Genomic DNA, 22,812 nt, shown 5'->3' with positions numbered 1-22,812 from the left:
TCAGTCCAGTAAAGAAAGGGTGACGGGCGTCAGGTGATTGTCTTCGACCCGCACTTGCAGTTCGCCTTCGCCGAGTTTGGCTTTCAGGCGCTGGCCGTTGTGGGTTTGCGCGGCGTTGCGGATGGCATTGCCGCGCTCGTCCAGCAGAATGCTGTAGCCACGGCCCAAGGTCGCCAACGGGCTGACCACGTGTAGCGTCTGCATCTGCGCGTGCAGTTGTTGACGGCGATCCTTGAGCCCTTCGCGCATGGCCCGAGGCAAACGTTCGGCGAGGCTGTCCAGGCGTTGGCGCAGCATCGCCAGCTGGCGTCCTGGGTGTTGCCCGGCGAGGCGGGTTTCCAGGCGCATCAGCCGTTCGCGACGGGTATTGAGGCTGCGCTCGAAGGCGCGGCGCATGCGCATGTCCAGATCATCCAGGCGCTGAGCCTGCTGGCGAAGGCGTTCGCCAGGGTGGCGCAGGCGGCGGGAAACGCCTTCGAGGCGCAAGCGCTCACGCATCAAGCGGTCGCGCATGCGCATCACCAGCCGGCGATGCAGGCTTTCGACCTGACGCACCAGATGGCTGGAGTCCGGGGCGAGCAGCTCGGCGGCAGCCGACGGCGTCGGGGCGCGAACGTCGGCGACGAAGTCGCTGATGGACACATCGGTTTCATGGCCGACGGCACTGACAATTGGCGTCACGCAGGCACCCACGGCGCGGGCCACGGCTTCTTCGTTGAAGCACCAAAGGTCTTCCAGCGAGCCGCCGCCACGGGCCAGGATCAAGGCATCGAAACCACGGGCGTCCGCCAGCTTCAGCGCGCGGACGATCTGCGCGGTGGCTTCGCGGCCTTGCACGGCGGTGGGGATCAGCGTCAATTGCACCTGCGGCGCGCGGCGGCGGAATACGCTGATGATGTCGCGAATTACCGCGCCGGTGGGCGAGCTGATGATGCCGATGCGTTGCGGATGCGCGGGCAGCGGCACCTTGCGTTCGGCACTGAACAGGCCTTCGGCGCTGAGCTTTTCTTTCAGGGCATCGAAAGCCAGGCGCAGCGCACCGTCACCGGCGGGTTCCACGGTGTCGAGGATCAACTGATAATCGCCACGGCCTTCGAACAGCGAAACCTTGCCGCGCACCTTCACCGCCAGGCCATCCTTCAACGCCTGGCGCACGCGCTGTGCGTTCTGGCGGAACAATGCGCAACGCACCTGGGCGCCGCTGTCCTTGAGGGTGAAGTACACGTGCCCGGACGCCGGGCGGGCGAGGTTGGAGATTTCGCCTTCGACCCAGATATTGCTGAACACATCTTCCAGCAACACCCGCGCGCGGCCATTGAGCTGGCTGACGGTCAGGACTTCCCGGTCCAGGCCGAGTCTTGCAAAGGGATCTTTAATCATGGGCGCAGTTTAAAGGATTCGCTGAACGGGTAAAGTAGGCGCCGAACTCAAGGATGACACCCAATGAATCTGCTCGAACTGTTACAGCAATGGCCCTTCGGCCTCACGGATTGGCTGGTGATCGGCCTCGGCATTGCCCTGGCCTACATCGTGTTCGGCATCGCTGGTTTTGGCACCGCGCTGGTGGCAGGGCCGATTCTGATTCTGTTCATGCCGTTGTCCAAGATCGTGCCGTTGCTGGTGCTGCTGGATTTCATCGCGGCATTCGGCAACTTGCTGCCTTCGCGCAGGGATGTGGCACGGCCCGAGTTGCTGCGGCTGCTGCCGTGCATGGCGATCGGGTGCACGCTGGGGGTAATTTTCCTGCTGAACCTGCATTCTGATGTGTTGCTGCTGTTGATGGGGCTGTTCATCAGTGCCTACGCCATTTACAGCCTGTGGGTCAAAGCCCGCCCGGCCGAGCTCTCGGCCGCCTGGGCGGTGCCGATGGGCACGATCGGCGGGATGTTTGGTGCGCTGTTCGGCAGTGGCGGGTTTCTCTACGCGATCTACCTCAACAGCCGCCTGTCGAAAGAAGCCGCGCGGGCCACCCAGAGTGCGCTGATCAGTTGCAGCACCGTGGTTCGGTTGAGTCTGTTCGTCGTCGCGGGGGTGTATGCCGAGCTACGCTTGTTGGTGTTGGCGGTGTGCTTGCTGCCGGCCATGGCGCTGGGCTTGTGGATCGGGCGACGGCTGACCATGCGCCTGTCCCGCGAGGCGTTCGTGCGGCTGGTGACCTGGTTGGTGCTGGCCAGCGGGATTGCCTTGATCGGGCGGTACCTGAGCACTTGACCTCTGGGTGTCAGGGATTAAGCTGCCGGCCTTTAGGGCCTCATCGCGGGCAAGCCCGCTCCCACAGGTTTTGTGAACGCCGCTGAACCCTGTGGGAGCGGGCTTGCCCGCGATGGCGTCAGTCCGAACACTGCAAATGCGCCAGGCCCACCCCATGAACTCCCAAAGCATCATCGTCCCGAAAATCTCCACCTTGCCGGTTCACGAGCCCCGGGCTCGGGCAATCGTGCGCTGGCTGGTGCGCAAGAACATCATCCACGAAGAGTTGACCACCTGTGGGCGTACCGGCAACCGCATGGGGCACGCCATTGCCGAGGGGGCCCGCGCCGTGGTGCTGCACCCCGAGGCGCTTCCGTTTGGCGAGCCGGTCAATGGCCTGGAGATCGTCACCAAACGCTGCATTTACACGCCGGCCAAGGGGTTCCTGGGGGAGGCGGGCTGCGCCGAGTGCCGCCAGGAAGTCGGCGAGGCGCTGTTCGAAAGCCTGGAAGACTGGATGCCGGGGCGCACCGATAACTTCACCTGCCCCGAATGCGGTCATGAAGACGACATCAATGGCTTTCTGTTCCTGCAGGAATGCGGGTTTTCCAACCTGGGTTTCATCTTCAACAACTGGGCCGAGGCCGGGTTCAAGCAAAGCTTTCTCGACGAGTTTGCCGACTGGCTGGACCAGCCTGTCAGTTGCGTCAAGGTCGAGCTCTAAACAGGCGCTTTGGGCCGGGAAAAGCTCCGTCGATCACCACATCGAATATAGACAGAGTTTTACATTGAACAGGGCAGGGTGTCTGACTATAATGGCGCGCTTCCATTTTCCCGCTCGGGAGCCCCCGCGATGCTGCGTATCAGCCAAGAAGCTCTGACATTCGACGACATTCTCCTAGTGCCCGGTTATTCCGAGGTGCTTCCTAACGAAGTCAGTCTGAAGACCCGCCTTACCCGTGGCATCGAGTTGAACATTCCTCTGGTTTCTGCCGCCATGGACACCGTTACTGAAGCCCGTCTGGCAATCGCCATGGCTCAGGAAGGTGGCATCGGCATTATCCACAAGAACATGACCATCGAGCAGCAAGCTGCTGAAGTGCGCAAGGTCAAGAAGTTCGAAGCCGGCGTTGTCAAGGACCCGATCACCATCGAGGCAGATGCCACGGTTCGTGACCTGTTCGAATTGACCCGCCTGCACAATATTTCCGGCGTACCGGTGCTGCACGATGGCGACCTGGTCGGCATCGTCACTTCCCGTGACGTGCGTTTCGAAAGCCGCCTGGACGTCAGCGTCCGTGAAGTGATGACGCCGAAAGAGCGCCTCGTCACGGTCAAGGAAGGCGCCAACAAGAACGACGTTCGCGAGCTGCTGCACAAGCACCGCATCGAACGCGTCCTGATCGTCGACGACAAGTTCGCCCTCAAGGGCATGATGACCGTCAACGACATCGAAAAAGCCAAGGCTTACCCGCTGGCCAGCAAGGACGATCAAGGTCGCCTGCGCGTAGGCGCTGCCGTCGGTACCGGTAAAGACACCGGTGACCGCGTTGCCGCCCTGGTCAATGCCGGTGTGGACGTGGTGGTGGTCGACACCGCCCACGGTCACTCCAAAGGCGTGATCGACCGCGTTCGCTGGGTCAAGCAGAACTTCCCTGACGTGCAGGTCATTGGCGGCAACATCGCCACCGGCGCTGCCGCCAAGGCCCTGGCCGAAGCCGGCGCTGATGCGGTCAAGGTCGGTATCGGCCCTGGCTCGATCTGCACCACCCGTATCGTCGCCGGTGTCGGCGTCCCGCAAATCAGTGCCATCGCCAACGTTGCCGCTGCCCTTGAAGGCACTGGCGTTCCGTTGATCGCCGACGGCGGCATCCGTTTCTCCGGTGACCTGTCCAAGGCCATCGTTGCCGGTGCCTCCTGCGTGATGATGGGCTCGATGTTCGCCGGTACCGAAGAAGCACCGGGCGAGATCGAACTGTTCCAGGGCCGTTCGTACAAGGCTTACCGTGGCATGGGTTCGCTGGGCGCCATGTCCCAGGCTCAAGGCTCCTCCGACCGTTACTTCCAGGACTCCTCGGCCGGCGCCGAGAAACTGGTTCCGGAAGGCATCGAAGGCCGTGTGCCTTACAAGGGCACCCTGAGCGCGATCATCCACCAGTTGATGGGCGGCCTGCGTTCCTCGATGGGCTACACCGGCAGCGCCGACATCGAGCAGATGCGCACCATCCCTGAATTCGTGCGGATCACCGGCGCAGGCATGGCCGAGTCGCACGTACACGACGTACAGATCACCAAGGAAGCGCCAAACTACCGGGTCGGCTGACGCCTCCAGCTAGAAGCCACAAGTTACAAGCTGCAAGCGGTGCTGTGTTTGTGCAGCCACCGCGCAGCCTCCGATTACTTGCAGCTTGCAGCTTGAAGCTTGCAACTGCTTTGAGAGTTTTTTTCCATGGCCCTCGATATTCACGCTCACCGCATCCTGATCCTCGACTTCGGTTCCCAGTACACCCAACTGATCGCCCGCCGCGTGCGCGAAATCGGCGTGTACTGCGAACTGCATCCGTTCGACATGGACGACGAAGCGATCCGCGAATTCGCGCCAAAGGGGATCATCCTCGCGGGCGGCCCGGAATCGGTACACGTGGCCGATAGCCCACGCGCACCACAGGCCGTCTGGGACTTGGGCGTACCGGTTTTCGGCATCTGCTACGGGATGCAGACCATGGCCGAGCAACTGGGCGGCAAGGTTGAAGGTTCCGAGCTGCGTGAGTTCGGTTACGCCCGTGTCGACGTGGTCGGCAAGAGCCGCCTGCTGGATGGCATCGAAGACCACATCGACGCCGACGGCCTGTTTGGCCTCGACGTGTGGATGAGCCACGGCGACAAGGTCACCAAAATGCCTGGCGACTTCCACATCCTCGCCAGCACCCCAAGCTGCCCGATCGCCGGCATGTTCAGCGACGAGCGCGGCTACTATGGCGTGCAATTCCACCCGGAAGTGACTCACACCAAGCAGGGCGGTCGCATCCTGTCGCGCTTCGTCCTCGACATCTGCGGCTGCGAAGCCCTTTGGACCCCGTCGAAAATCGCAGAAGACGCCATCGCCCAGGTGCGCGCTCAAGTGGGCACCGACAACGTGCTGCTGGGCCTGTCCGGCGGTGTCGACTCCTCGGTCGTTGCTGCATTGCTGCACAAGGCCATCGGCGACCAGTTGACCTGCGTGTTCGTCGACAACGGCCTGCTGCGCCTGCACGAAGGCGAGCAAGTGATGGCCATGTTCGCCGAGAACATGGGCGTCAAGGTCATCCGCGCCAACGCCGAAGACCAGTTCCTGAACAACCTGGCCGGCGAAGCCGACCCGGAGAAGAAGCGCAAGATCATCGGCCGTACCTTCATCGATGTGTTTGATGCCGAATCCTGCAAGCTGGACAACATCAAGTACCTGGCGCAGGGCACCATCTACCCGGACGTGATCGAGTCGGCTGGCGCCAAAAGCGGCAAGGCCCACGTGATCAAGTCGCACCACAACGTGGGTGGCTTGCCGGAAGAAATGAACCTGAAACTGGTCGAGCCCCTGCGCGAACTGTTCAAGGACGAAGTGCGTCGTCTGGGCCTGGAACTGGGCCTGCCGTACGACATGGTCTACCGCCACCCATTCCCGGGCCCGGGCCTGGGCGTGCGTATCCTGGGTGAAGTGAAGAAGGAATACGCCGACCTGCTGCGTCGCGCCGACCACATCTTCATCGAAGAACTGCGCAAGGCCGATTGGTACCACAAGGTCAGCCAGGCTTTCGTGGTGTTCCAGCCCGTGAAATCGGTAGGCGTGGTCGGCGACGGCCGCCGTTACGCCTGGGTCGTGGCCCTGCGTGCGGTGGAAACCATCGACTTCATGACTGCCCGTTGGGCACACCTGCCTTACGAATTGCTGGAAACCGTCAGTGGCCGCATCATCAACGAAATCGAAGGCATCTCGCGCGTGACGTACGACGTGTCGAGCAAGCCGCCGGCGACGATTGAGTGGGAATAACCCGCAGCGCTGCATGAAAGAACCGGCTCCGGCCGGTTTTTTCATGCCCGCGTAAAGTGCGACTTCTTGCGCAGCAGCGGCATGCTATGAGCGGTCTACCGGCGACCTTCGCACACGGGTGATTCGCCAATGCGGCCTTCTTTGCACAGGTCAATGTTATCTGTGCGCGAGAACCCGGCGTCCTTCATGCAATAGAACCGCGTGAGTACCTGGTCAATCGGCGTCTTGTCTCCCGTCCCCACCAGGTTGGTATAACCACAGGCGGTCATGGCGCTCTTGACGCCGTCTTGCGAGACTCCGCTTTTTTTCCAACTGGTAAATTCCGGCGGCGGCGGTTGAAAGCCCCTGCCCGTGCAGCCAACCAGTAACAATGTGCAAAAACTTATCAACAGCGTCCTTGTGAACATGGTGTTCTTCCCTAGGATCAGTGTGGCATCGGCCGACGGGTCAATCCCTGTCGGCGTGCCCATCAAATGGTGGGCGTTGAATCGCTGGTGGAAAATCATCGCTGATCACGGATGTATTCAAGAAAAGCCCGCACGGCTGCGCTTGGGTGTCGCCGGCTTGGGTAGTACAGGTACCAGCTCGGTAGCGTCTGCTGCCAGTCGTTGAGCAATTCGACCAGCCTGCCGTGCTCGATGTCTTCACGCACATAATCCTCGAACAGGTGGGCGATTCCCGACCCGGCCAGCGCGGCCTGGCGTTCCTGATGCGCTGAACCCAGCGTCAGCCGGCCCTCGGGGGCGATTTCCACTTTGTCGTCATCCTTCTCGAATGTCCACGTCACCAGGGTACCGCCGGGGAAACGGCGACGGATGCAGTCGTGTTGCAGGAGATCTTGCGGAACCTGCGGCTGACCGCGCTGCTGGAGATAATCGGGCGCGGCCACGATTGCATAGCGCAGGGCCGGGCCCAGGGGCACGGCGATCATGTCCTGAGCGAGCTGGTTGCCAAAGCGAACGCCGGCATCAAAACCTTGTTCCACGATATCGATGATCGCGGCATCGCTAACGATCTCAATGTTGACCTCCGGGTAGCGTTTCATGAACTCAAAGGCCAGGGGACACAGCACGTGATCGGCCGCCGGCCCCGGCGCATTGATGCGCACGGTGCCGGAGGGGCGCTCGCGAAGCTGATTGAGGTCGTCCACCGCCGCTCTTATTTCGTGTAAAGCGGGCCCCAGTCGCTGCAGAAGTTGCTCGCCCGCTTGAGTCAGCGCGACGCTGCGTGTGGTTCGGTTCAGCAGCCGGATGCCCAGCGCTTCTTCGAGGGCGCTGATCGATTGGCTGATGGCGGATGACGAAACACCCCTGCCCAGCGCTGCGGCTCTAAAACCACCCGAGCGAACGACGTCCTCGAGGATTTCCAGGCTGTCCAGGCGTAATGGCGGCATTGTTAAGGCCTGCTTATCAAGTTGATCTATTTTGATCAGCTTATCTGTGCAGTCGATGTGTGTCACTTATAGGCAAACGGCAAGCGGGCGCAAACGTGTCCCGTGCATGAAGACACAACAGGAGACTGACGGATGAGTGAACAACAGCAGCCCGGCCTTCATCGGCGCGGCTTCATAGGGGCCATGGGTGCAGGCGCCACACTACTGGCGGCAACCCGCTTGTTTCCCGCCGAGGCTCACGCTCAGGCCCCAGCAGGTTCGCCGGTAGCGGCGGCCGCCACACCTGTGCGGACCCGCACGATTGCGCGAACCCAGCAGACGCTGACTTCGCTTGGCCTGGGCACGTTCCTGACGTTTGACGCTCGCCCGGGTGGCGACCGCAGCCATCTACGCGAAGTCTTCCGGCGCTATGTCGCGGGCGGTGGTCGAGTGGTCGACACGTCGCCCCTCTACGGTTCGGCGGAAGTCTCGGTGGGGGCGTTTCTGGCCAGCACACCACAGGCCTCCGAGATCTTCATGGCCAACAAGATCTGGTCGACCGGCGAATACCTCGGCGACGAAAGCCATGCAGTGGCAAGTTTCGAGCAGTCGAGGCTGCGTGTCTGGCGCGATACGATCGACCTCATGCAGTGCCATACCCTCATCAATGCACCGGTAATCGTCCCGCTCATGCAGGCGTGGAAGAAGGAAGGTCGCATTCGCTACGTTGGTGTCACCCACCACGAAGCCGGGGCGCAGGATCAGCTTGCCCAACTGGTTGAGGGAGGCGGTGTCGATTTCGTCCAGACGAACTATTCGATCTTCGACCGCAGCGCCGAGCGGCGCCTGCTGCCAGCCGCCGCAGCCCATGGCGTCGGCGTCTTCATCAATCTTCCGCTCGAGAAGGCGCGCCTGATGAAGGTGGTGGAAGGGCGTCCGCTGCCTGCCTTCGCCCGGGAGTTCGAAGCCGCGACCTGGGCGCAGTTTTTCCTCAAGTGGGTCATGGCCCATCCGGCGGTCACGACGGTATTGTGTGGCACATCAAATCCTGATCATGCCGAAGATAACGTGCAGGCCATGTACGGCCCCTTGCCGGACGAGGCGATGCGCCGGCGCATGGTGCAGCACATGGAGACTATTCCAGGTTTTTCGCAAATAGGCCGGATGCCCTGGTACCCGGGCAAGGATGACCAATACCAGGGGCTGATCCGTGGGGCCCAGGCCAATGCGCGCGCTCGTAGCTCGACGTGAGCCCATCGCTGGCCTCACTTGACCCGCTGGAATTCGATCTGGATTGCAGTGCCCTCCGGGCGTCGAAAGTGTTCGGTCATGCGATCGCCATTCACCACCAGTGTGAGCTGCTCGCGGGTGCGGGTGCTGCCGACCCAGTTGGGAAACGTCGCCGCTTGGACGTGATTGCCGCTGAACTGACCTTCTTCATCGACGGTATAGGTGCCGAAGAAGCCGATACTGCCTGACATCGCCCTGCGGTTCTCCTCATCGGTTCCTTCGCCCCGGGCATCGGAGGCAAAGCGCGGGGTGCTGGCATCGGTCAGCACTTCGATGAAATGCATGTCCGCGGTGAACACGAGAAGACCGTTGGGCCTCTCGCCATACGCAGGGATATTACGGCCACCGGGATCGATCGTTGCCGAAACCACTCTCCAGGTTCCAACCACCTGGTTTTTTGCTGCTGTCTGCGCGAATGCGGGGAGAGCCGGGAGACAGATGACGAGTGCGAAGATGGCTGAACGGATGAGCATGAGCAGGTCCCTGGTCAGTTCGTTGTGGGTAGTGCTCCTCACGTTAAATCAGTTCGAAGGGTGGTATAAGACGGCCAATATGAGTTGAGCTGGTGAGGATATTTCACGAATGCCCCGTCCAAGCCTGAATGATTTGGCGGCATTTGCTGCCGTAGCGAGCCACCGCAGCTTTCGCAAGGCGGCGGACGCGATGGGCGTGTCACGCTCGGCACTCAGCCACGCTGTGATCGGGCTGGAGGAAAAACTGGGCATACGGTTGCTCAATCGTACGACGCGCAGCGTGTCGCTGACCCCGGCGGGATCGCAGCTGCTCGCACGACTCGAGCCGGTGCTCCAGGACCTCGATCAGGCTTTGGATACGCTGTCTGACGCCCGCGGAACGCCCAGCGGCCATTTACGGATCAATGCGAACAAGAGTGGGGCGCGTATCCTGTTGCGGGATGTCGTGCCCCGTTTTCTGGACCTGTACCCTGAGGTTGAACTCGACCTTGTCTCGCAAGGCCAGCTAGTCGACATCGTGGAGCAAGGTTTTGATGCCGGCGTTCGCCTTCTCGAGACAGTCCCTCAAGACATGATTGCCGTCAGCTTCGGCGGCGACGTGCGTTTCATCGCCGTCGCTGCTCCCGCCTATCTGCAAGACCGTGGCATTCCCGAAACGCCCGACGATCTCCAGGCGCATTCCTGCCTACGCCAACGTCTGCCGGGTGGAAGGCGCTATCGGTGGGAGTTTTCCCGACGCGGCGCGCACGTGACGGTCGATGTGCCCGGCAACCTCACGCTTGATGACAACGATCTGCTGGTGGAAGCGGCGGCGGCTGGACGCGGCATCGCCTACGTGCCGGAACACTTTGCGCAGCCTGCGCTGAAGGCGGGGCGACTGGTGACGGTTCTGGCGAACTGGTGCCCGCCGATACCTGGGCTGGCGCTTTACTACCCGCGCAATCGGCACATGCCATCACCGTTGCGTGCGTTCATCGACCTCTTGAAAGAGGCCGATGAACAGCGATGAATGCGCCGTCTGCCGTCGTCTTTGGGTGACTCGAAATGCTCAGTGCACCGCCGCTGCCGCAGCCGGGCCCTGCTGACTCTGCCCCCGCACCGCCAACACCACCACCAACATCCCCAGGCCACAGACCGCCGCCGAGATGATGAAGGCCACGTTGTAGCCGCCGCCGTACTGGACGACCAGCCCGGTCAGCGTGGGCGCGATGATGCCGGCCAGGTTGGCCAGCAGGTGGACGAAGCCACCGGTGCCGCCGACGCGGTTTTTCGGCACGATGTCCTGAATCAGGGCCCAGCAGATTTGCGGGGTCACGAACAGGAACACGCTGGAAATGGTGATGCACGCCACGGCCATGCTCAGCGAAGTCACCTGGGTGGTGATCAGCACGCAGGTGGCGGCGACGCCAAGGCCCAGGATGAGCATGATTTTACGGGCAAGGATGACGTTGTTGAGCTTCTTGGTCAGGGCATCGGTGAGGAAGCCGCCGCCGAGGAAGCCCACCGCCGCACCGAGCCACGGGATCACGCCGATGATGCTCATGCTCTTGATGTCCAGGTGCTGGTAGTCCATCAGGTAGCTGGGCAGCCAGGTCAGGAAGAAATACAGCACGTAGTTGAAGCAGAAGAACGCGGTCGCGACGGCCAGTACCGGTATGGAAAAAATGTAGCTGAACAGGCTGCGGCCTTCTTCGACGTTCTCCACCAACACTTCTTCGCGCCCGGCACGGATCAGTTCACGTTCGGCCTGGGAGACACTCGCGTGCTGGTCCGGGGTGTCCTTGAAGATCATCAGCCAGGCCAGTAGCCACAACGCGCCCAGCACGGCGATGACCACGAAGGAAATGCGCCAGCCGAAGTTGAACGCCACCAGCCCGACCACGGGACCAGCCAGAGCTGCGCCCAGCGGTTGCCCGCAGTTGGTGAAGCCCAGGGCGCGTCCGGCTTCCTGGCGTGGGAACCAGTTGGTGATGGCCTTGTTGGTCGTGGTGCCCATCGGCCCCTCGCCCATGCCAAACAATACGCGGAAGATCAGCAGTTGCAGGTAGCCGGTGATGACGGCGGTCAGGCCGCAGAACACCGACCAACTGCCGGCGGCCCAGGCGAACACCTTTTTCGGCCCGTACTTGTCCGCCGCCCAGCCGCCGATGAAGCACAGCGCGCAGTAGCCGAAGAAAAACGAGCTGAAGATGAAGCCCATTTGCGCATCGTCGATGTGCAATTCGGTCTTGAGCAGTGGCGCGACGACCGAGAGGGCCGCGCGGTCGAGGTAGTTGAGCATGCCGGCGAAAAACAGCAGGCCGGCAATGTTCCAGCGGTAATAGCCTTTCATTCTTTTATGGCCTTTATTATTGACAGAAAACAGGGATGGCTCAGTCGATCAACGTACGTTCCAGGCAGTAGTCTTCGAGCACTTGCAGGTCCGGGTCGAAGCCCAGGCCGGGGGCGGTTGGCAGTTGCATGTGCGGCTTGAAGGCCAGGGCAGGGTAGAGCAGGCGTTCGAACTCGATGAAGGGCACTTCCACCGCCACATTCGGCGGCAGCAACGTGCACAGGTGCGCCACGGCCAAAAGGCCTGGGCCGAAGTAGAAGCAGTGCGGCACGACTTTCACGCCATGCTGTTCAGCGAGGGCAAATACCTGAAGCATGGCGCCGATGCCACCGATTTTCGCCACGCTGGGTTGCACCACATCGATGGCTTGTTGTTCGAGCAAGGTCTTGATGCCCTGTACTCCGGCAGCATTCTCGCCCGCGGACAACGGCACGCCTTGTTGACGCACCTGTGCCAGTCCGGCGACGTCATCGGGCGGCCAGACCGGTTCTTCCAGCCAGGTCAATTCCAGGGTTTTCAGGCGTTCGGCGATTTCGCTCGCTTCGGTAACCGACCATGGGCAATTCACGTCCACCATCAACTCGCCCGCAGAGACAGGCAGAGCCCTGCGAGCGGCGGCAATCGCGTCGACGTGGGTTTCGTGCAGTTTGATCTTGCGAAAGCCCAGATCGCGGGCGCGGCTGACCTGGCGATAGACCTCGTCGGGATCGTTGCCGTAGCTGACCAGGCTGGCATACAGCTCCAGCTTGCGAGGCGTGCCGCCCAGCAGTTGATGCAGCGGAGCGCCGGCCACCTGGGCCGCGAGGTCCCACAGGGCGATGTCGATACCGGAGAGGGCGTAGACCATGGCACCGGTCGAGCCGAAACCATGCACGGCGCGGCGGACCTTTTCCATCGTCTGCTCGCGATGCTCCAGCGAAGTGCCGATGAACATCGGGCCGACCACGGCCGTCAACGCCTGGAACGTCACCGGATTGGAGCCGTGTCCGAACGCTTCACCCCAGCCTACCAGCCCGGTGTCCGTGGTGACTTTGAGCATCAGGCTTTGCATGCGCTGATGGCTGGGCGAGGCGGCATTGAAGGCGTCGTCGTCCTTGGCCTGGCCGTGGTTTTGCCGCTGGCTGGCGCCCGTACTGAACGGGATGCTGATGCGGATAACTTCGATACTGCGAATGATCAAAAGTCGCTCCTTGCCCATTTTATTAAAATTGTGGGTCTGTCATGAAGCACAGGTACGTCATCGTACAACATAGAAAATGACAGTGAAACATTTTGTGACATCGCATTTTGCCTGCAGCGGGAGGCTCTAGCACGGGGCAGGGGGCTTTGGTGTAGGAGCGAGCATGCTCGCGATGGCCGTCCAGACACCGCTGGCATCCAGACAACCAGCGTCATCGTTCACCACCATCGCGAGCATGCTCGCTCCTGCAGAGGGGGGCGATCTGTGCGGCATCCGTGCGTTGCGGATCAGCTCGCTTCGGTCAGTTTCAGTTCTTCCAAAGTCCTGCGCAGTGCTCCCATGTTGGAGAAGCGTTTTTCATGCAGTGATAGCCACGCCGGGCGTTGAATATAAAAATGCCCGGACTCATACCAGATAGGCGTTTTCACGATCACGCCATCACGCCCACGGTGTACGAGAAAAACGCGGTCCGGTCTGCGTTGGAGGGTGTACATGCCGGGGCGGCTCAGTAACTGTTCGAGCTCCTCGTCCGTTCGGCTCAGCCATGGCGTTTCCATCTGTAATCGGAGATCGCTTTTCACCGTCCCCTCCGGCTTGCCCGTGATATCGATATAGGTTCTGCCAGGATCAGGTTCAAAGCCGTGCGACTGGCCCTTGCCCACATCTTCGATGCGCAGCCCCAGCGCATTCTCCAATTCACTGACCCCAGGCACACCTTCAAATGTACTGGCGTGGGAGTTCCCCACTAGCGACACCCATTTGCCTGGCCCGCGAGTCGTCAGGTCGGCGTCGATGACGGTCTGGGCGTAGAAATTCATCATCGCCTGGCGTGTGGTCTTTTGCAGGCCCTGCATGCCGTTCAGCCGGTAACTGGCCATGCAGTCGATGGCCTGGACCCGGACGCCGTAGCGGGTGGCTTCCCTCACCAGTTCGAGGAAGTTGAAGGTGAGTGACGGATCGGTCATGTGGCCCGTATCCAGGCTCTGCAGGTACATTTCAAGGTCCCTGGGCATGACGCCGCTCCTGGCAAAACTGTCCAGTGACGCCTGGTGAAAGTCAGTGAGCAAATGCTCCATGTAGAGTGTTTTCACACCCTTGCGGGCCATCAGTTCCATATTTTCGATCAGCCACTGCTTGCTGCCGATGTCGGCATGACTCTCACCAATGACCAGGCCGTCGTAATGCACCAGCCACCACTCGATGAACGATTCGGCATTCCAGGCGGGATCGATCGGCGGCAGCGGTGGTCGCTTGGCCAGGACCAGGTCGGCGAAAAACGCTTTGGTCGCCTCAAACAAGCGTCGACGTGAAGCCTGGAAGACCGACAGTGAGGAGCCTTCTTCGTCAAGTTCAGCAAAAACATCCCCCAGCAGTCTCCCGTCTGGGTTGTTGACGGCGTCCTTGAGACTCCCGCGAAGCTCCCGTGGAATCTCGTAGGGTGAGGTAAACAGCGGATTATCGGGCAGCTCGATATCCGGGTTCGGCACCTGGCCCGTACCTCCGGCAGCCGGCAGCGGCTTGATGTGCGGCTCTGCAGCCAGGGGATCGATGCGCACATGCGCTTGGGTCAGGCCTTCGTCTCCCAGCGCCAGGGCCAGTTCATTGAGGCTGGCGTAGCGACGTCCGCTGACCAGCCTCCACCGTGGACGTATCAGGAAATATCCACCGGCATCGCGCTGCAACGGTGTGCGCACCAGAGTCCCGTCACTGCTGCGGTGGATCAGGGTTGCATTGTCTTCAATCATGAACATGCCACTTCTGGGCAAGGCTTTCTCGACCGTCTTGAACGTGACAATGGGTGTGTTGGCTTCCACTTGCAGGCGCAGGTCGCCCTTGAGCAGGTCGATAGCGCGATCCAACTCATCGAGCACTTCTCTTCCTGGATCGACGGTCAACCCGGCAGCGCCGGTGGGCACGTCTTCAATGCGCAACGAGACGGCGCCCCTCAGCTTGCCGATGCCCGCGACGTTGTAAAGGCTACCGGCGCGATCGTCATCCACCAGCGCCACCCAGCGATTGGCCCCTCGTGCGGTCTGGTCGGCGCGGATGGTTTCGTCCGAAAAGTAGTTCAGCATTTTCCGGGCACTGGCGTCCGTCGTGCGCTCCATGCCTGGAAATCGCCGGCTGGCCATGCAGTCGATGGCTTGCACGCGAATGTGGTTTTTCTGCGCGGCCGTCACCAGCTCGATGTAACTGTGGGGGCCGGCCGGATCGGTGCCCATCTGCAGGTCCATGGCCTTCAGCGAATCTTCCAGCGTTGGGGACATTTCGCCGATCTGGTGGAACAGATCGAGGTCGGCCTGGTGGAAATCGGTCATCAGGCGATCCACGTACAACGTCCTGACCTTCTGCTTGTTCAGCACTTTGAAGTTCTTGATGAGGAGGCGTCGGGCGGTGGTGCTGGCGTTCGGCTGCCCGAGCACCAGGCCAGGCCCATCCTTGAGCACGCCTTTGCTCAAGTCGGCAAAGGTGGTCGACGATTTTACGGCAGGCACTGCCGGCCGCGCGGGCAAGACGGGGTCGCGATAGAAGCTGCTCGCGTCGGCATAAAGGCGACGACGCAGCGATTTGAAGTTCTGGTAAAGGCCATCGGTTTCAGGCCCGATGTCCAGTGGGAAATCATCGGTACGGGCCTCGGCCACGGGTCGCAGTTCGGCTTTTACCGATTCCGCCACGTCGTAGGGCATGGGTTCTGTGGCGATTTCCGGCAGCGGTGTGGTCGTATGCCCCCAGGGCCAGTCGCCGAAGATCTTCATGCCGCCGCGCAAGCCGGGGCGGGCGACCGGCTCCCATTTCAACGCTTCGTTCAGGCGCACCGGCACATTGCGATAAAACGAGTAGGGGTGCACCGGGTCGATGATCACCCACCCACGCATCTGCTCGACATAGCGCACCTCGTAGAAGGCATCGGCGCCGGCGCGGCGCATCAGGATGTAGGTCTTGCCGGACGGTGTCCTGAAGATTTCCTGGAATTTGGGGTTGTCGGCCTCCAGGAGAGTCGGTTCGGTGAGGGTGGTTTTGAACGAGTCGAGGAAATTCTCCGGTGCCTTGGGCAATACTTGCGTCGGTGCGATATCCTCGATCGGCGGCAGCGGAGTACGCGCCTTCGCCGCTTCAAACAGTAGCGCCTCTTCCTCTTCTATGAGCACCGAGGTCTCGGCAATTTCCGGCAGGGCGCCTTCACCCGCCAGGAACGTGGCGTTGAACAGCGTGTCGATGGCGGTGAAGATTGCCGCGGTCACTGCTGACTTGCGCGCGCCCGGTGTCTTGCCGTTGACCGCCTGATCGATCTCCAGTCCGACGTTGGCGATGCCCGCACCCACCACCGCCAGCGCGACTGGCCAGCCCACAGCGGCCATCGGACCAAACATCTTGTTAAAGGCGTTCAGGTAACCGATCCACAGTTTTTTACGCAGCTCGCCATTGGAGTGCAGCATGAACTCGGCGTCGCTGATCATGCGCGCATGGGTCGCGTACCCCAGGAACGTGAAGGCATCGCCTTCCACCGCTTCGGCCGACAGTGCGACCAACTTGTGATCATTGGTGTGCCAGGTTGTGGTCAGCAGATCGAGCACATGGGTGAGGCCGACGTTCTGGTTGTTTGGCTCACTCAGTATCTTTGCCGCGAGTGCCGCGCCCGGGTTCAGTATTTCAAGCCACTCAAGCTTTGCACTCTTGCGCGAGGAGGTGTCCCCCGTAATGTCGTGATCGGCAACCTGGAAGTGCGCCATGAAACGCTTGCGACCGGACGGCGTCTTGATTTTCGACAGGATCCACCAGTGCACATGGCGGTCGGACTGCAAGGCATGCACGCCCCAAACTTCGCCAGGGGTGTAGATCATTTTCCTGCCATGGGCGTCGACGATGCACAGGATGTCGGTGGCGATGAAGTCGCCGACTTTCAACAGGCTGATGCGTACGCCCTTGGCAGGTGGTGCTTGCTCTTCGAGCATCTGGCGCGTCACAGGCCAACGGACGTTGCCGGCCACGGCGTTGACGGCCGTCCGGAAGTTATCGTCGGAAAGCCGCCCGCTTTCACGGTCCTCCATGGCCTTGGCGAGAAAAGTACATTTGGCCAACATGCGGAACGTCTTGCGGTGGTTGTACCAGAACGCCTTGATCTTTTTCCGGTACTTGTCGGCGAAGTTGAGGTCCCAGAACACCTTCAGCACATCCTTGGCGTGCAAACGTATTTCGTTGGTCTGGTCGTAATTGCCGGCGTCCGGGCCGTCGGTGTAGAAGCCGGCGTCGGAGTCGAGCAGGTCGGCGTTGTCCTGGTCGTGCACGCTGAATCGCTGGATGACCAGTTGCGGCAGGGTCATCGATTCGCGGGGGACTTCAACACGATGCTCCCAGCCGGTGAAGGTCAGCGGGCTACTTTGCGCGGCGTGAAATCGATGGAAGTAAACCTGTTCGGGTTCCAAGTGGCTGAGGTGGTGTTCGGCAAGAATATCCCGGGAGATGGCGCAGGCCATTTCGTACATGTCGGGGCAGGAGGCGACGAGTGTCGGAACCAGTTGCTTGAGCGCCTCTCTGTCGGCGGAATTGGGCAGTGCATCGTCTTTTGGAGTGTCCACAGGCTTTCCTTGATCGTGGTGGGTTGAAAACAGCCAGGATCATTTCAGGCGCAAGGGTGAGGGGTCTGTCAGAAGACAGGGCAGTGCGATGTCGGAACATGGATGGTATGCGTACGAAAAAACCGCAGCGTGCGAGCGCATCGTGAACCCGCGCGGGTCGATGTGGCCCGCGGGGGCATCGATAGGCTGACGGCCAGATCAGCTCGGGATGCGACTCTGCAACACCATGCCCATGCCGTTCAGCGCCCGCGACAGCAGCTCGACGGAAGGAAACGGAACGCCGCTGACCTCTGTCCATGCGGGGCGGATGATGCACAGGTTACCGTGCGCCAGTGGCTCCACGGCGGTGTGGACGATGGAGCCCTCGCCGCTGCGATGGACGAGGGTGTATGCACCTTCGGCTTTCTGGAACAGGTACATGCCCTTGCGGAACAGCAGGCGTCTGATTCGCTCTTCGGTCCAATTCACCGGCGACGCTTCCACTTGCAGGCGCAGGTCGCTGTAAAGGATGTCGGTCCTGCCCTTGAACACGCTGGTCACGGAGGGGCCGCGATCCATTTCAATGCCGGGATCGATTTCCAGGCCATGCCCTTGTCCTGGGTCCACCTCCTCAATGCGTACGCCCAGGCCTCCTTCCAACTCGCTGAGGCCTGCCATCCCCCTGAACGTGTTGGTGCTTTGCGCTCCGGTCAGTACCAACCATTTCCCGGCGCCATTGAGCACCCTGTCCGAGAACATGATTTCGCTCGCCAGGTGGTTGGCCATCATCTGCTCATCGTGGGGGATCATGGCGACGGGTTTTCGATAGTTGGCCGCGCAGTCCAGAGCCTGCACGCGGATACGCTGGGCTCGGGCTGCCTTGACCAGCTCCAGATCATTGAAGCGCCCAGCCGGATCGGTGCCCAGTTGAGTCAGGTATTTTTCCAGGTCCTCGGACATCACGCCGGTGTTGAAATATTGATTGAGGTCCTCCTGGGCAAAGTCGGCGAGCAGGCGCCGCATGTAGATGGTTTTCACGCCCTCGGCGGCCAGCGTTGGCATGTCCTTGATCACCAGTTTCATGCTGGTGATCCGGTCAAGTGTTTCGCCGATGACCAATCCGGGAAAGGCGCTGAACGTGCGCTTGATCAACGTTGTGAACGTCATCGAACTGTCGACCGCCGGAATGTGCGGACGTGAAGGCAAAGAGCGCCAGTCGAGGTTCTGGTAGAAACGCCGTGCGGACGTCAACAGCGACTGGTGTTTCTGGGCGAAGTTAAGTGCGTAGCGATCCTGGGAAAGCAATTCGCCGCTGGGGCCTCTCTGTATCCGGACGTGGGTTTCAGGGAGGTCCAATGCCCAGCGCTTCAAACCGTACGCTTTATAGGGATCGACGTCGTAGGACGTCACAATTCGTCTGGGTCCGGTGGAAATGGGCGGCAGAGCGCTCGAATGGGGTTGTTCCGGGGCGGGCGGTGCGGGCTGGGCGGCTGCTTGTTCAGTCAACTCCAGTTCGACCACGCAGGCGGTCTTGCCCATGCATTGCCCACCGGCCGCCAATCGCAGTTTGGGCATCCGTTCCCATTGTCCTTCGGCATTCAGGCGCACGGGCAGGGAGTGGATAAACTGGTTGGGCCGGGTCGGGTCGACGATCGCCCAGTAACCGCCCCCCTGGAGTCGGGGAAGTAGCGCACGTAGTAGGCGTTGTCGTTGATCATGATGGCGTACGGCGGGTCGCCATCGAGCTGATAGATACCCTGGAATTTACCGGGTTCGCTGACGGGCGTCTTGCTGTCCAGCAGTTCGTTGGTTTGAAATTTTTCCGGTATGTCGGTGCGCGAAGCCGGCTTCGGCGACGGCGCTTCTGCGGCTGTTGGCAGCCCTTCGGATGGTTTATCGGGCACGGCCGATTCGTCCGGGGTTCGTGACGACTCGGCGTACTCGTCCCACTCTGCCGCTTCCGCCGCATCGACCTCGGCACCGACCTCCGCCACCGACCCGACACCCTTGAGAAACGGCAGATTGAACAGCGCGTCGATGGCATTGAAGATCGCCCCGATCACGCCTTCCTTGCGCTCACTGGCGGTCTTGCCGGTTACCGCCTGATCGATATTCAGGCCCATGCTGGCAATGCTCGCGCCAATCACCGGCAGTGCCACTGGCCAGCCCACCGCGGCCATCGGGCCGAACACCTTGAGGCCGGCGCTGAGGTAACCGATCCAGAGTTTCTTGCGCAGATCGCCATTGGAGGTCAGTGACAGGTTGGCTTCTTCGGTCATGGCGTTGCGGGTCGAGTCGCGGAGCCAGCCAAAGGCGTCCCCGGTAATCGTCTGGTCTTTCTGGTTGATCAGGTGATGATCGGAATGGCCCCAGGTGCTTGTCAGGCGATTCATCAGGTCGACGAGGTTTTCGCTGATGGCCTGGCGTTCCGCCAATGGGAAATGAGTCATGAGGGCTCGGCGAGCGGATTCATCGTTCATTTGATTGAGGATCCACCAGTGCAGGTCCGAGGGTGTCTCGAACACCTGCAAAGGTGTGTCCTCACCCGGTACATAGAGAATCTGCTGGCCCTTGGCATCGATGATTCGCAGGATATTCGTGGCGGCGTGGCCGGCGATATCCAGGGCGGCGACGCGCAGGTACGAGACGGGTGACGCATCGGCTTGCAGCATTTTCAACGTGGCCGGCCAGGTGATCGGACCGATCACCGCCTCCAGCGCCATGTTGCAATCTTCGAGGTTCAATCGCCCGCTCTCATGGGCCTCGATGGTTTTGCCCAGGAGCGTGCATTTGGTCAGCGTGCGGAAGTCACCGGCGTAGGCGTCCCAGAAGGCATGCAGTTTGTTGCGGTAAATGTCACTGAAGTTGAGGTCCCAGAAGTGCTTGAGCACCTCATTGCCATGCAGTGGCACTTCATTGCTGGCGTCGAAGTTTTCCACCTCGGGGCCTGCGGTGTAGAAGCCGCCGTAGGTGTCCAAAAGGTCGGCGTTGTCCTGGTCGGTAGCGCGGAATCGGTAGATCACCAGTTGCGTGAGGGTCAGGGATTCGTAGGGTTTTTCGCCGTAATGCTGCCAACCGGTGAAAGACGACGCCAGACTTTGTGCGGTCTTGAACCGGTGGAAATACACCTGATCGGGGTCGAGATCATGGATGCCGTATTTCACCAACAGGTTGGCGGCAACTTCGTGGGCGGTATCGTGCAGGCTCGGGCAAGTCCGGACCACATGGGCGGCAATCGCCTTCAGGGCCGCCTTGTCGGCGGCATTGGGCAAGGGAGGGGTCTGGTCAGTGTTCATTGACTCGGTGCCTTGAGAATAGGGACCTCGAGGGTGAACCCTTCAATTGTCGCCGGGGCGGTACATATGTACCGCACAGACGTGCGCACATGCGTCCATCCGCCGCGCTGCCCTTACCGTTTCGCAACCGCAGGTGTATCGTATTCGCCTTTTGCAGGCCGCTGGGTTTGCGCTGGACGTTAAGGTGGTTGAGTTCATGTCTTTTACCCGTCGCCAAATCCTCGGTGGCCTGGCCGGTCTTGTTGTCGTTGGTGTCGGTGCGGGCGGCGCCTCGCGTTACTGGCTGGGCAAGATGGCCGATGCCGACGCGGGTCATGACTACGAGTTGATCGCCGCGCCCCTGGATGTGGAGCTGGTTGCCGGGCACAAGACTCCGGCCTGGGCGTTTGGCGCATCGGCGCCGGGCACCGAGTTGCGCGTGCGCCAGGGCGAATGGCTGCGGGTTCGGTTTATCAACCATCTGCCGGTCGCTACCACCATTCACTGGCACGGCATCCGCCTGCCGCTGGAGATGGACGGCGTTCCCTATGTGTCCCAACTTCCGGTGCTGCCGGGCGAATACTTCGACTACAAATTCCGTGTGCCCGACGCCGGCAGTTACTGGTATCACCCTCACGTGAACAGCAGCGAGGAACTGGGGCGCGGGCTGGTTGGGCCGTTGATTGTCGAAGAGCGCGAGCCGACCGGGTTCAATTACGAAAAAACCGTGAGCCTGAAGAACTGGCACGTCGATGAGCAAGGCAATTTCGTCGAGTTCAGCATTCCCCGTGAAGCCGCCCGTGGCGGTACGGCCGGGCGTCTGGTGACCATCAACGGTGTGCCATCGCCGGTCATCGACTTGCCGGCGGGGCAGATTACACGGGTGCGCCTGCTCAACCTCGACAACACCCTGACCTATCGCCTGAACATTCCCGGCGTCGAAGCGAAGATCTACGCCCTGGACGGTAACCCCATCGAACCGCGCCCGCTGGGCAAGGAATACTGGCTGGGACCTGGCATGCGCATTTGCCTGGCGATCAAGGCGCCGCCGGCCGGCGAAGAGTTGTCTCTGCGCAACGGCCCGGTGCGTTTGGGCACACTGCGCTCGGTGGCCAACAATGACGAACCGACCACCTGGCCACCGGCACTGCCGGCCAACCCGGTAGCCGAGCCGGACCTGGCCAATGCCGAGAAACTCAACTTCAATTTCGAGTGGGTCGGTTCGGTGTCGGTCAACGTCGACAACAGACCGCCGAGCCTGTGGCAAATCAACGGCAAGGCCTGGGACATCACCGACAAGACCTGTGCTGACCGGCCGATTGCCAAGCTTGAAAAGGGCAAAAGCTACATATTTGAATTGAAGAACCTGACCCAGTATCAACACCCGATTCACCTGCACGGCATGAGCTTCAAGGTCATCGCCTCGAACCGGCACAAGGTGATTCCGTATTTCACCGATACCTATCTGCTGGGCAAGAACGAGCGTGCACAGGTGGCGCTGGTGGCGGATAACCCGGGTGTGTGGATGTTCCATTGCCATGTGATCGACCACATGGAAACCGGCCTGATGGCCGCCATCGAGGTGGCGTGATGCGTCAGATTCGACCTGCTGCGATCATCGATCGCAGCCGTGACCGCGACTTCATGCGTGAAGCCCTGGCACTGGCCGAACAAGGCGCGGCGCTGGGTGAGGTGCCGGTGGGCGCGGTGCTGGTGCAGGACGGTGAAATCATCGGCCGTGGCTTCAATTGCCCGATCAGCGGCCACGACCCCAGTGCCCACGCCGAAATGGTGGCGATCCGCGCAGCGGCGTTGGCTGCCAGCAACTACCGGCTGCCGGGCAGTACGCTCTACGTGACGCTGGAACCGTGCAGCATGTGCGCCGGGCTGATCGTGCATTCGCGCATTGCGCGGGTGGTGTACGGCGCGCTGGAGCCCAAGGCCGGGATCGTTCAGAGCCAGGGGCAGTTTTTTACCCAGGGCTTCTTGAATCACCGGGTGCTGTTTGAGGGCGGGGTGCTGGCAGAGGAGTGTGGGGCGGTGTTGAGTGAGTTCTTCAAGGCGCGACGGGCCAAATCGGCAGATTAGAAAACTGACACCGCTCCCACAGGGTTACT

The 22,812-nt window shown here is 61.2% G+C and carries 17 protein-coding genes; 8 read left to right on the top strand and 9 right to left on the bottom strand.

Annotation, left to right across the window (positions count from 1 at the left end; genetic code table 11):
• The gene (xseA, locus tag AB4N64_RS19955) at window positions 1-1,380 is read right to left on the bottom strand and encodes an exodeoxyribonuclease VII large subunit (RefSeq protein WP_460117726.1); all 1,380 of its coding nucleotides are present in this window, start codon (window positions 1,378-1,380) and stop codon (window positions 1-3) included.
• Between the two features lie 63 nt (window positions 1,381-1,443).
• Between xseA and AB4N64_RS19950 the strand changes: the two genes are divergently transcribed.
• The 4 genes from AB4N64_RS19950 (at window position 1,444) to guaA (ending at window position 6,217) form a co-directional block, all read left to right on the top strand.
• Entirely contained in the window at window positions 1,444-2,211 is a 768-nt protein-coding gene (locus tag AB4N64_RS19950) for a sulfite exporter TauE/SafE family protein (RefSeq protein WP_460117725.1), read from the top strand.
• Between the two features lie 154 nt (window positions 2,212-2,365).
• On the top strand, window positions 2,366-2,914 hold the full coding sequence (locus AB4N64_RS19945) for a sugar ABC transporter ATPase (protein ID WP_460117723.1): 549 nt from the start codon (window positions 2,366-2,368) through the stop codon (window positions 2,912-2,914).
• A 129-nt stretch (window positions 2,915-3,043) separates the two neighbouring features.
• Complete coding sequence (gene guaB, locus AB4N64_RS19940) at window positions 3,044-4,513, top strand: IMP dehydrogenase (protein WP_460117721.1); 1,470 nt, start codon at window positions 3,044-3,046, stop codon at window positions 4,511-4,513.
• Window positions 4,514-4,639: 126 nt separating this feature from the next.
• Window positions 4,640-6,217, top strand: a complete 1,578-nt coding sequence (gene guaA / locus AB4N64_RS19935; protein WP_460117719.1) for a glutamine-hydrolyzing GMP synthase — start codon at window positions 4,640-4,642, stop codon at window positions 6,215-6,217.
• Window positions 6,218-6,312: 95 nt separating this feature from the next.
• On the opposite strand, the gene AB4N64_RS19930 is transcribed toward guaA, so the two are convergent.
• Window positions 6,313-6,624, bottom strand: coding sequence for a hypothetical protein (locus tag AB4N64_RS19930; RefSeq protein WP_460126813.1), 312 nt, complete (start codon window positions 6,622-6,624; stop codon window positions 6,313-6,315).
• Window positions 6,625-6,719: 95 nt separating this feature from the next.
• Window positions 6,720-7,610: a LysR family transcriptional regulator gene (locus AB4N64_RS19925; protein WP_460117717.1), complete on the bottom strand. Its 891-nt coding sequence runs from the start codon at window positions 7,608-7,610 to the stop codon at window positions 6,720-6,722.
• 132 nt (window positions 7,611-7,742) lie between these two features.
• Between AB4N64_RS19925 and AB4N64_RS19920 the strand changes: the two genes are divergently transcribed.
• Window positions 7,743-8,840 carry an aldo/keto reductase gene (locus tag AB4N64_RS19920; RefSeq protein ID WP_460117716.1) on the top strand — a complete coding sequence of 366 codons (1,098 nt, stop codon included), beginning with the start codon at window positions 7,743-7,745 and terminating at the stop codon, window positions 8,838-8,840.
• Between the two features lie 14 nt (window positions 8,841-8,854).
• Here the strand turns inward: AB4N64_RS19920 and AB4N64_RS19915 are convergent, their stop codons facing one another.
• Window positions 8,855-9,352: a lipocalin-like domain-containing protein gene (locus AB4N64_RS19915; protein WP_460117715.1), complete on the bottom strand. Its 498-nt coding sequence runs from the start codon at window positions 9,350-9,352 to the stop codon at window positions 8,855-8,857.
• Window positions 9,353-9,461: 109 nt separating this feature from the next.
• On the opposite strand from AB4N64_RS19915, the gene AB4N64_RS19910 reads away from it, so the two are divergent.
• On the top strand, window positions 9,462-10,361 hold the full coding sequence (locus AB4N64_RS19910) for a LysR family transcriptional regulator (protein ID WP_460117713.1): 900 nt from the start codon (window positions 9,462-9,464) through the stop codon (window positions 10,359-10,361).
• 39 nt (window positions 10,362-10,400) lie between these two features.
• Here AB4N64_RS19910 and AB4N64_RS19905 read toward each other — a convergent pair whose 3' ends face one another.
• The 5 genes from AB4N64_RS19905 to AB4N64_RS19885 all read right to left on the bottom strand — a co-directional run bounded on the left by AB4N64_RS19905 (window position 10,401) and on the right by AB4N64_RS19885 (window position 20,716).
• The gene (locus tag AB4N64_RS19905) at window positions 10,401-11,684 is read right to left on the bottom strand and encodes an MFS transporter (protein WP_460117711.1); all 1,284 of its coding nucleotides are present in this window, start codon (window positions 11,682-11,684) and stop codon (window positions 10,401-10,403) included.
• Window positions 11,685-11,724: 40 nt separating this feature from the next.
• The gene (locus AB4N64_RS19900) at window positions 11,725-12,864 is read right to left on the bottom strand and encodes a mandelate racemase/muconate lactonizing enzyme family protein (protein WP_460117710.1); all 1,140 of its coding nucleotides are present in this window, start codon (window positions 12,862-12,864) and stop codon (window positions 11,725-11,727) included.
• A 287-nt stretch (window positions 12,865-13,151) separates the two neighbouring features.
• A complete protein-coding gene (locus tag AB4N64_RS19895) occupies window positions 13,152-17,441 on the bottom strand; it encodes a membrane-targeted effector domain-containing toxin (protein WP_460117708.1) in 4,290 nt (1,429 codons plus the stop codon).
• 198 nt (window positions 17,442-17,639) lie between these two features.
• On the bottom strand, window positions 17,640-18,995 hold the full coding sequence (locus AB4N64_RS19890) for a membrane-targeted effector domain-containing toxin (protein WP_460117706.1): 1,356 nt from the start codon (window positions 18,993-18,995) through the stop codon (window positions 17,640-17,642).
• 23 nt (window positions 18,996-19,018) lie between these two features.
• Window positions 19,019-20,716 (bottom strand): dermonecrotic toxin domain-containing protein, encoded by a 1,698-nt coding sequence (locus AB4N64_RS19885; RefSeq protein ID WP_460117705.1) that lies wholly within the window; start codon window positions 20,714-20,716, stop codon window positions 19,019-19,021.
• 196 nt (window positions 20,717-20,912) lie between these two features.
• Here AB4N64_RS19885 and AB4N64_RS19880 point away from each other — a divergent pair, with 196 nt between their 5' ends.
• Entirely contained in the window at window positions 20,913-22,286 is a 1,374-nt protein-coding gene (locus tag AB4N64_RS19880) for a multicopper oxidase family protein (RefSeq protein WP_460117703.1), read from the top strand.
• Window positions 22,286-22,783 carry a tRNA adenosine(34) deaminase TadA gene (tadA, locus tag AB4N64_RS19875; RefSeq protein WP_460117701.1) on the top strand — a complete coding sequence of 166 codons (498 nt, stop codon included), beginning with the start codon at window positions 22,286-22,288 and terminating at the stop codon, window positions 22,781-22,783. Before AB4N64_RS19880 ends, tadA begins: the two co-directional genes overlap by 1 nt.
• Window positions 22,784-22,812: the final 29 nt, after the last annotated feature.

It is taken from the genome of Pseudomonas sp. S2_C03, assembly GCF_054668405.1.
This window is presented reverse-complemented; position numbering and strand designations above follow the sequence as displayed.

What these genes read in the sequence shown, in the direction of transcription:
- xseA (WP_460117726.1), bottom strand. Translation starts at nt 1,380, where the DNA reads ATGATTAAAGATCCCTTTGCAAGACTCGGCCTGGACCGGGAAGTCCTG.
- AB4N64_RS19950 (WP_460117725.1), top strand. Translation starts at nt 1,444, where the DNA reads ATGAATCTGCTCGAACTGTTACAGCAATGGCCCTTCGGCCTCACGGAT.
- AB4N64_RS19945 (WP_460117723.1), top strand. Translation starts at nt 2,366, where the DNA reads ATGAACTCCCAAAGCATCATCGTCCCGAAAATCTCCACCTTGCCGGTT.
- guaB (WP_460117721.1), top strand. Translation starts at nt 3,044, where the DNA reads ATGCTGCGTATCAGCCAAGAAGCTCTGACATTCGACGACATTCTCCTA.
- guaA (WP_460117719.1), top strand. Translation starts at nt 4,640, where the DNA reads ATGGCCCTCGATATTCACGCTCACCGCATCCTGATCCTCGACTTCGGT.
- AB4N64_RS19930 (WP_460126813.1), bottom strand. Translation starts at nt 6,624, where the DNA reads ATGTTCACAAGGACGCTGTTGATAAGTTTTTGCACATTGTTACTGGTT.
- AB4N64_RS19925 (WP_460117717.1), bottom strand. Translation starts at nt 7,610, where the DNA reads ATGCCGCCATTACGCCTGGACAGCCTGGAAATCCTCGAGGACGTCGTT.
- AB4N64_RS19920 (WP_460117716.1), top strand. Translation starts at nt 7,743, where the DNA reads ATGAGTGAACAACAGCAGCCCGGCCTTCATCGGCGCGGCTTCATAGGG.
- AB4N64_RS19915 (WP_460117715.1), bottom strand. Translation starts at nt 9,352, where the DNA reads ATGCTCATCCGTTCAGCCATCTTCGCACTCGTCATCTGTCTCCCGGCT.
- AB4N64_RS19910 (WP_460117713.1), top strand. Translation starts at nt 9,462, where the DNA reads ATGCCCCGTCCAAGCCTGAATGATTTGGCGGCATTTGCTGCCGTAGCG.
- AB4N64_RS19905 (WP_460117711.1), bottom strand. Translation starts at nt 11,684, where the DNA reads ATGAAAGGCTATTACCGCTGGAACATTGCCGGCCTGCTGTTTTTCGCC.
- AB4N64_RS19890 (WP_460117706.1), bottom strand. Translation starts at nt 18,995, where the DNA reads ATGCCCAAACTGCGATTGGCGGCCGGTGGGCAATGCATGGGCAAGACC.
- AB4N64_RS19885 (WP_460117705.1), bottom strand. Translation starts at nt 20,716, where the DNA reads ATGAACACTGACCAGACCCCTCCCTTGCCCAATGCCGCCGACAAGGCG.
- AB4N64_RS19880 (WP_460117703.1), top strand. Translation starts at nt 20,913, where the DNA reads ATGTCTTTTACCCGTCGCCAAATCCTCGGTGGCCTGGCCGGTCTTGTT.
- tadA (WP_460117701.1), top strand. Translation starts at nt 22,286, where the DNA reads ATGCGTCAGATTCGACCTGCTGCGATCATCGATCGCAGCCGTGACCGC.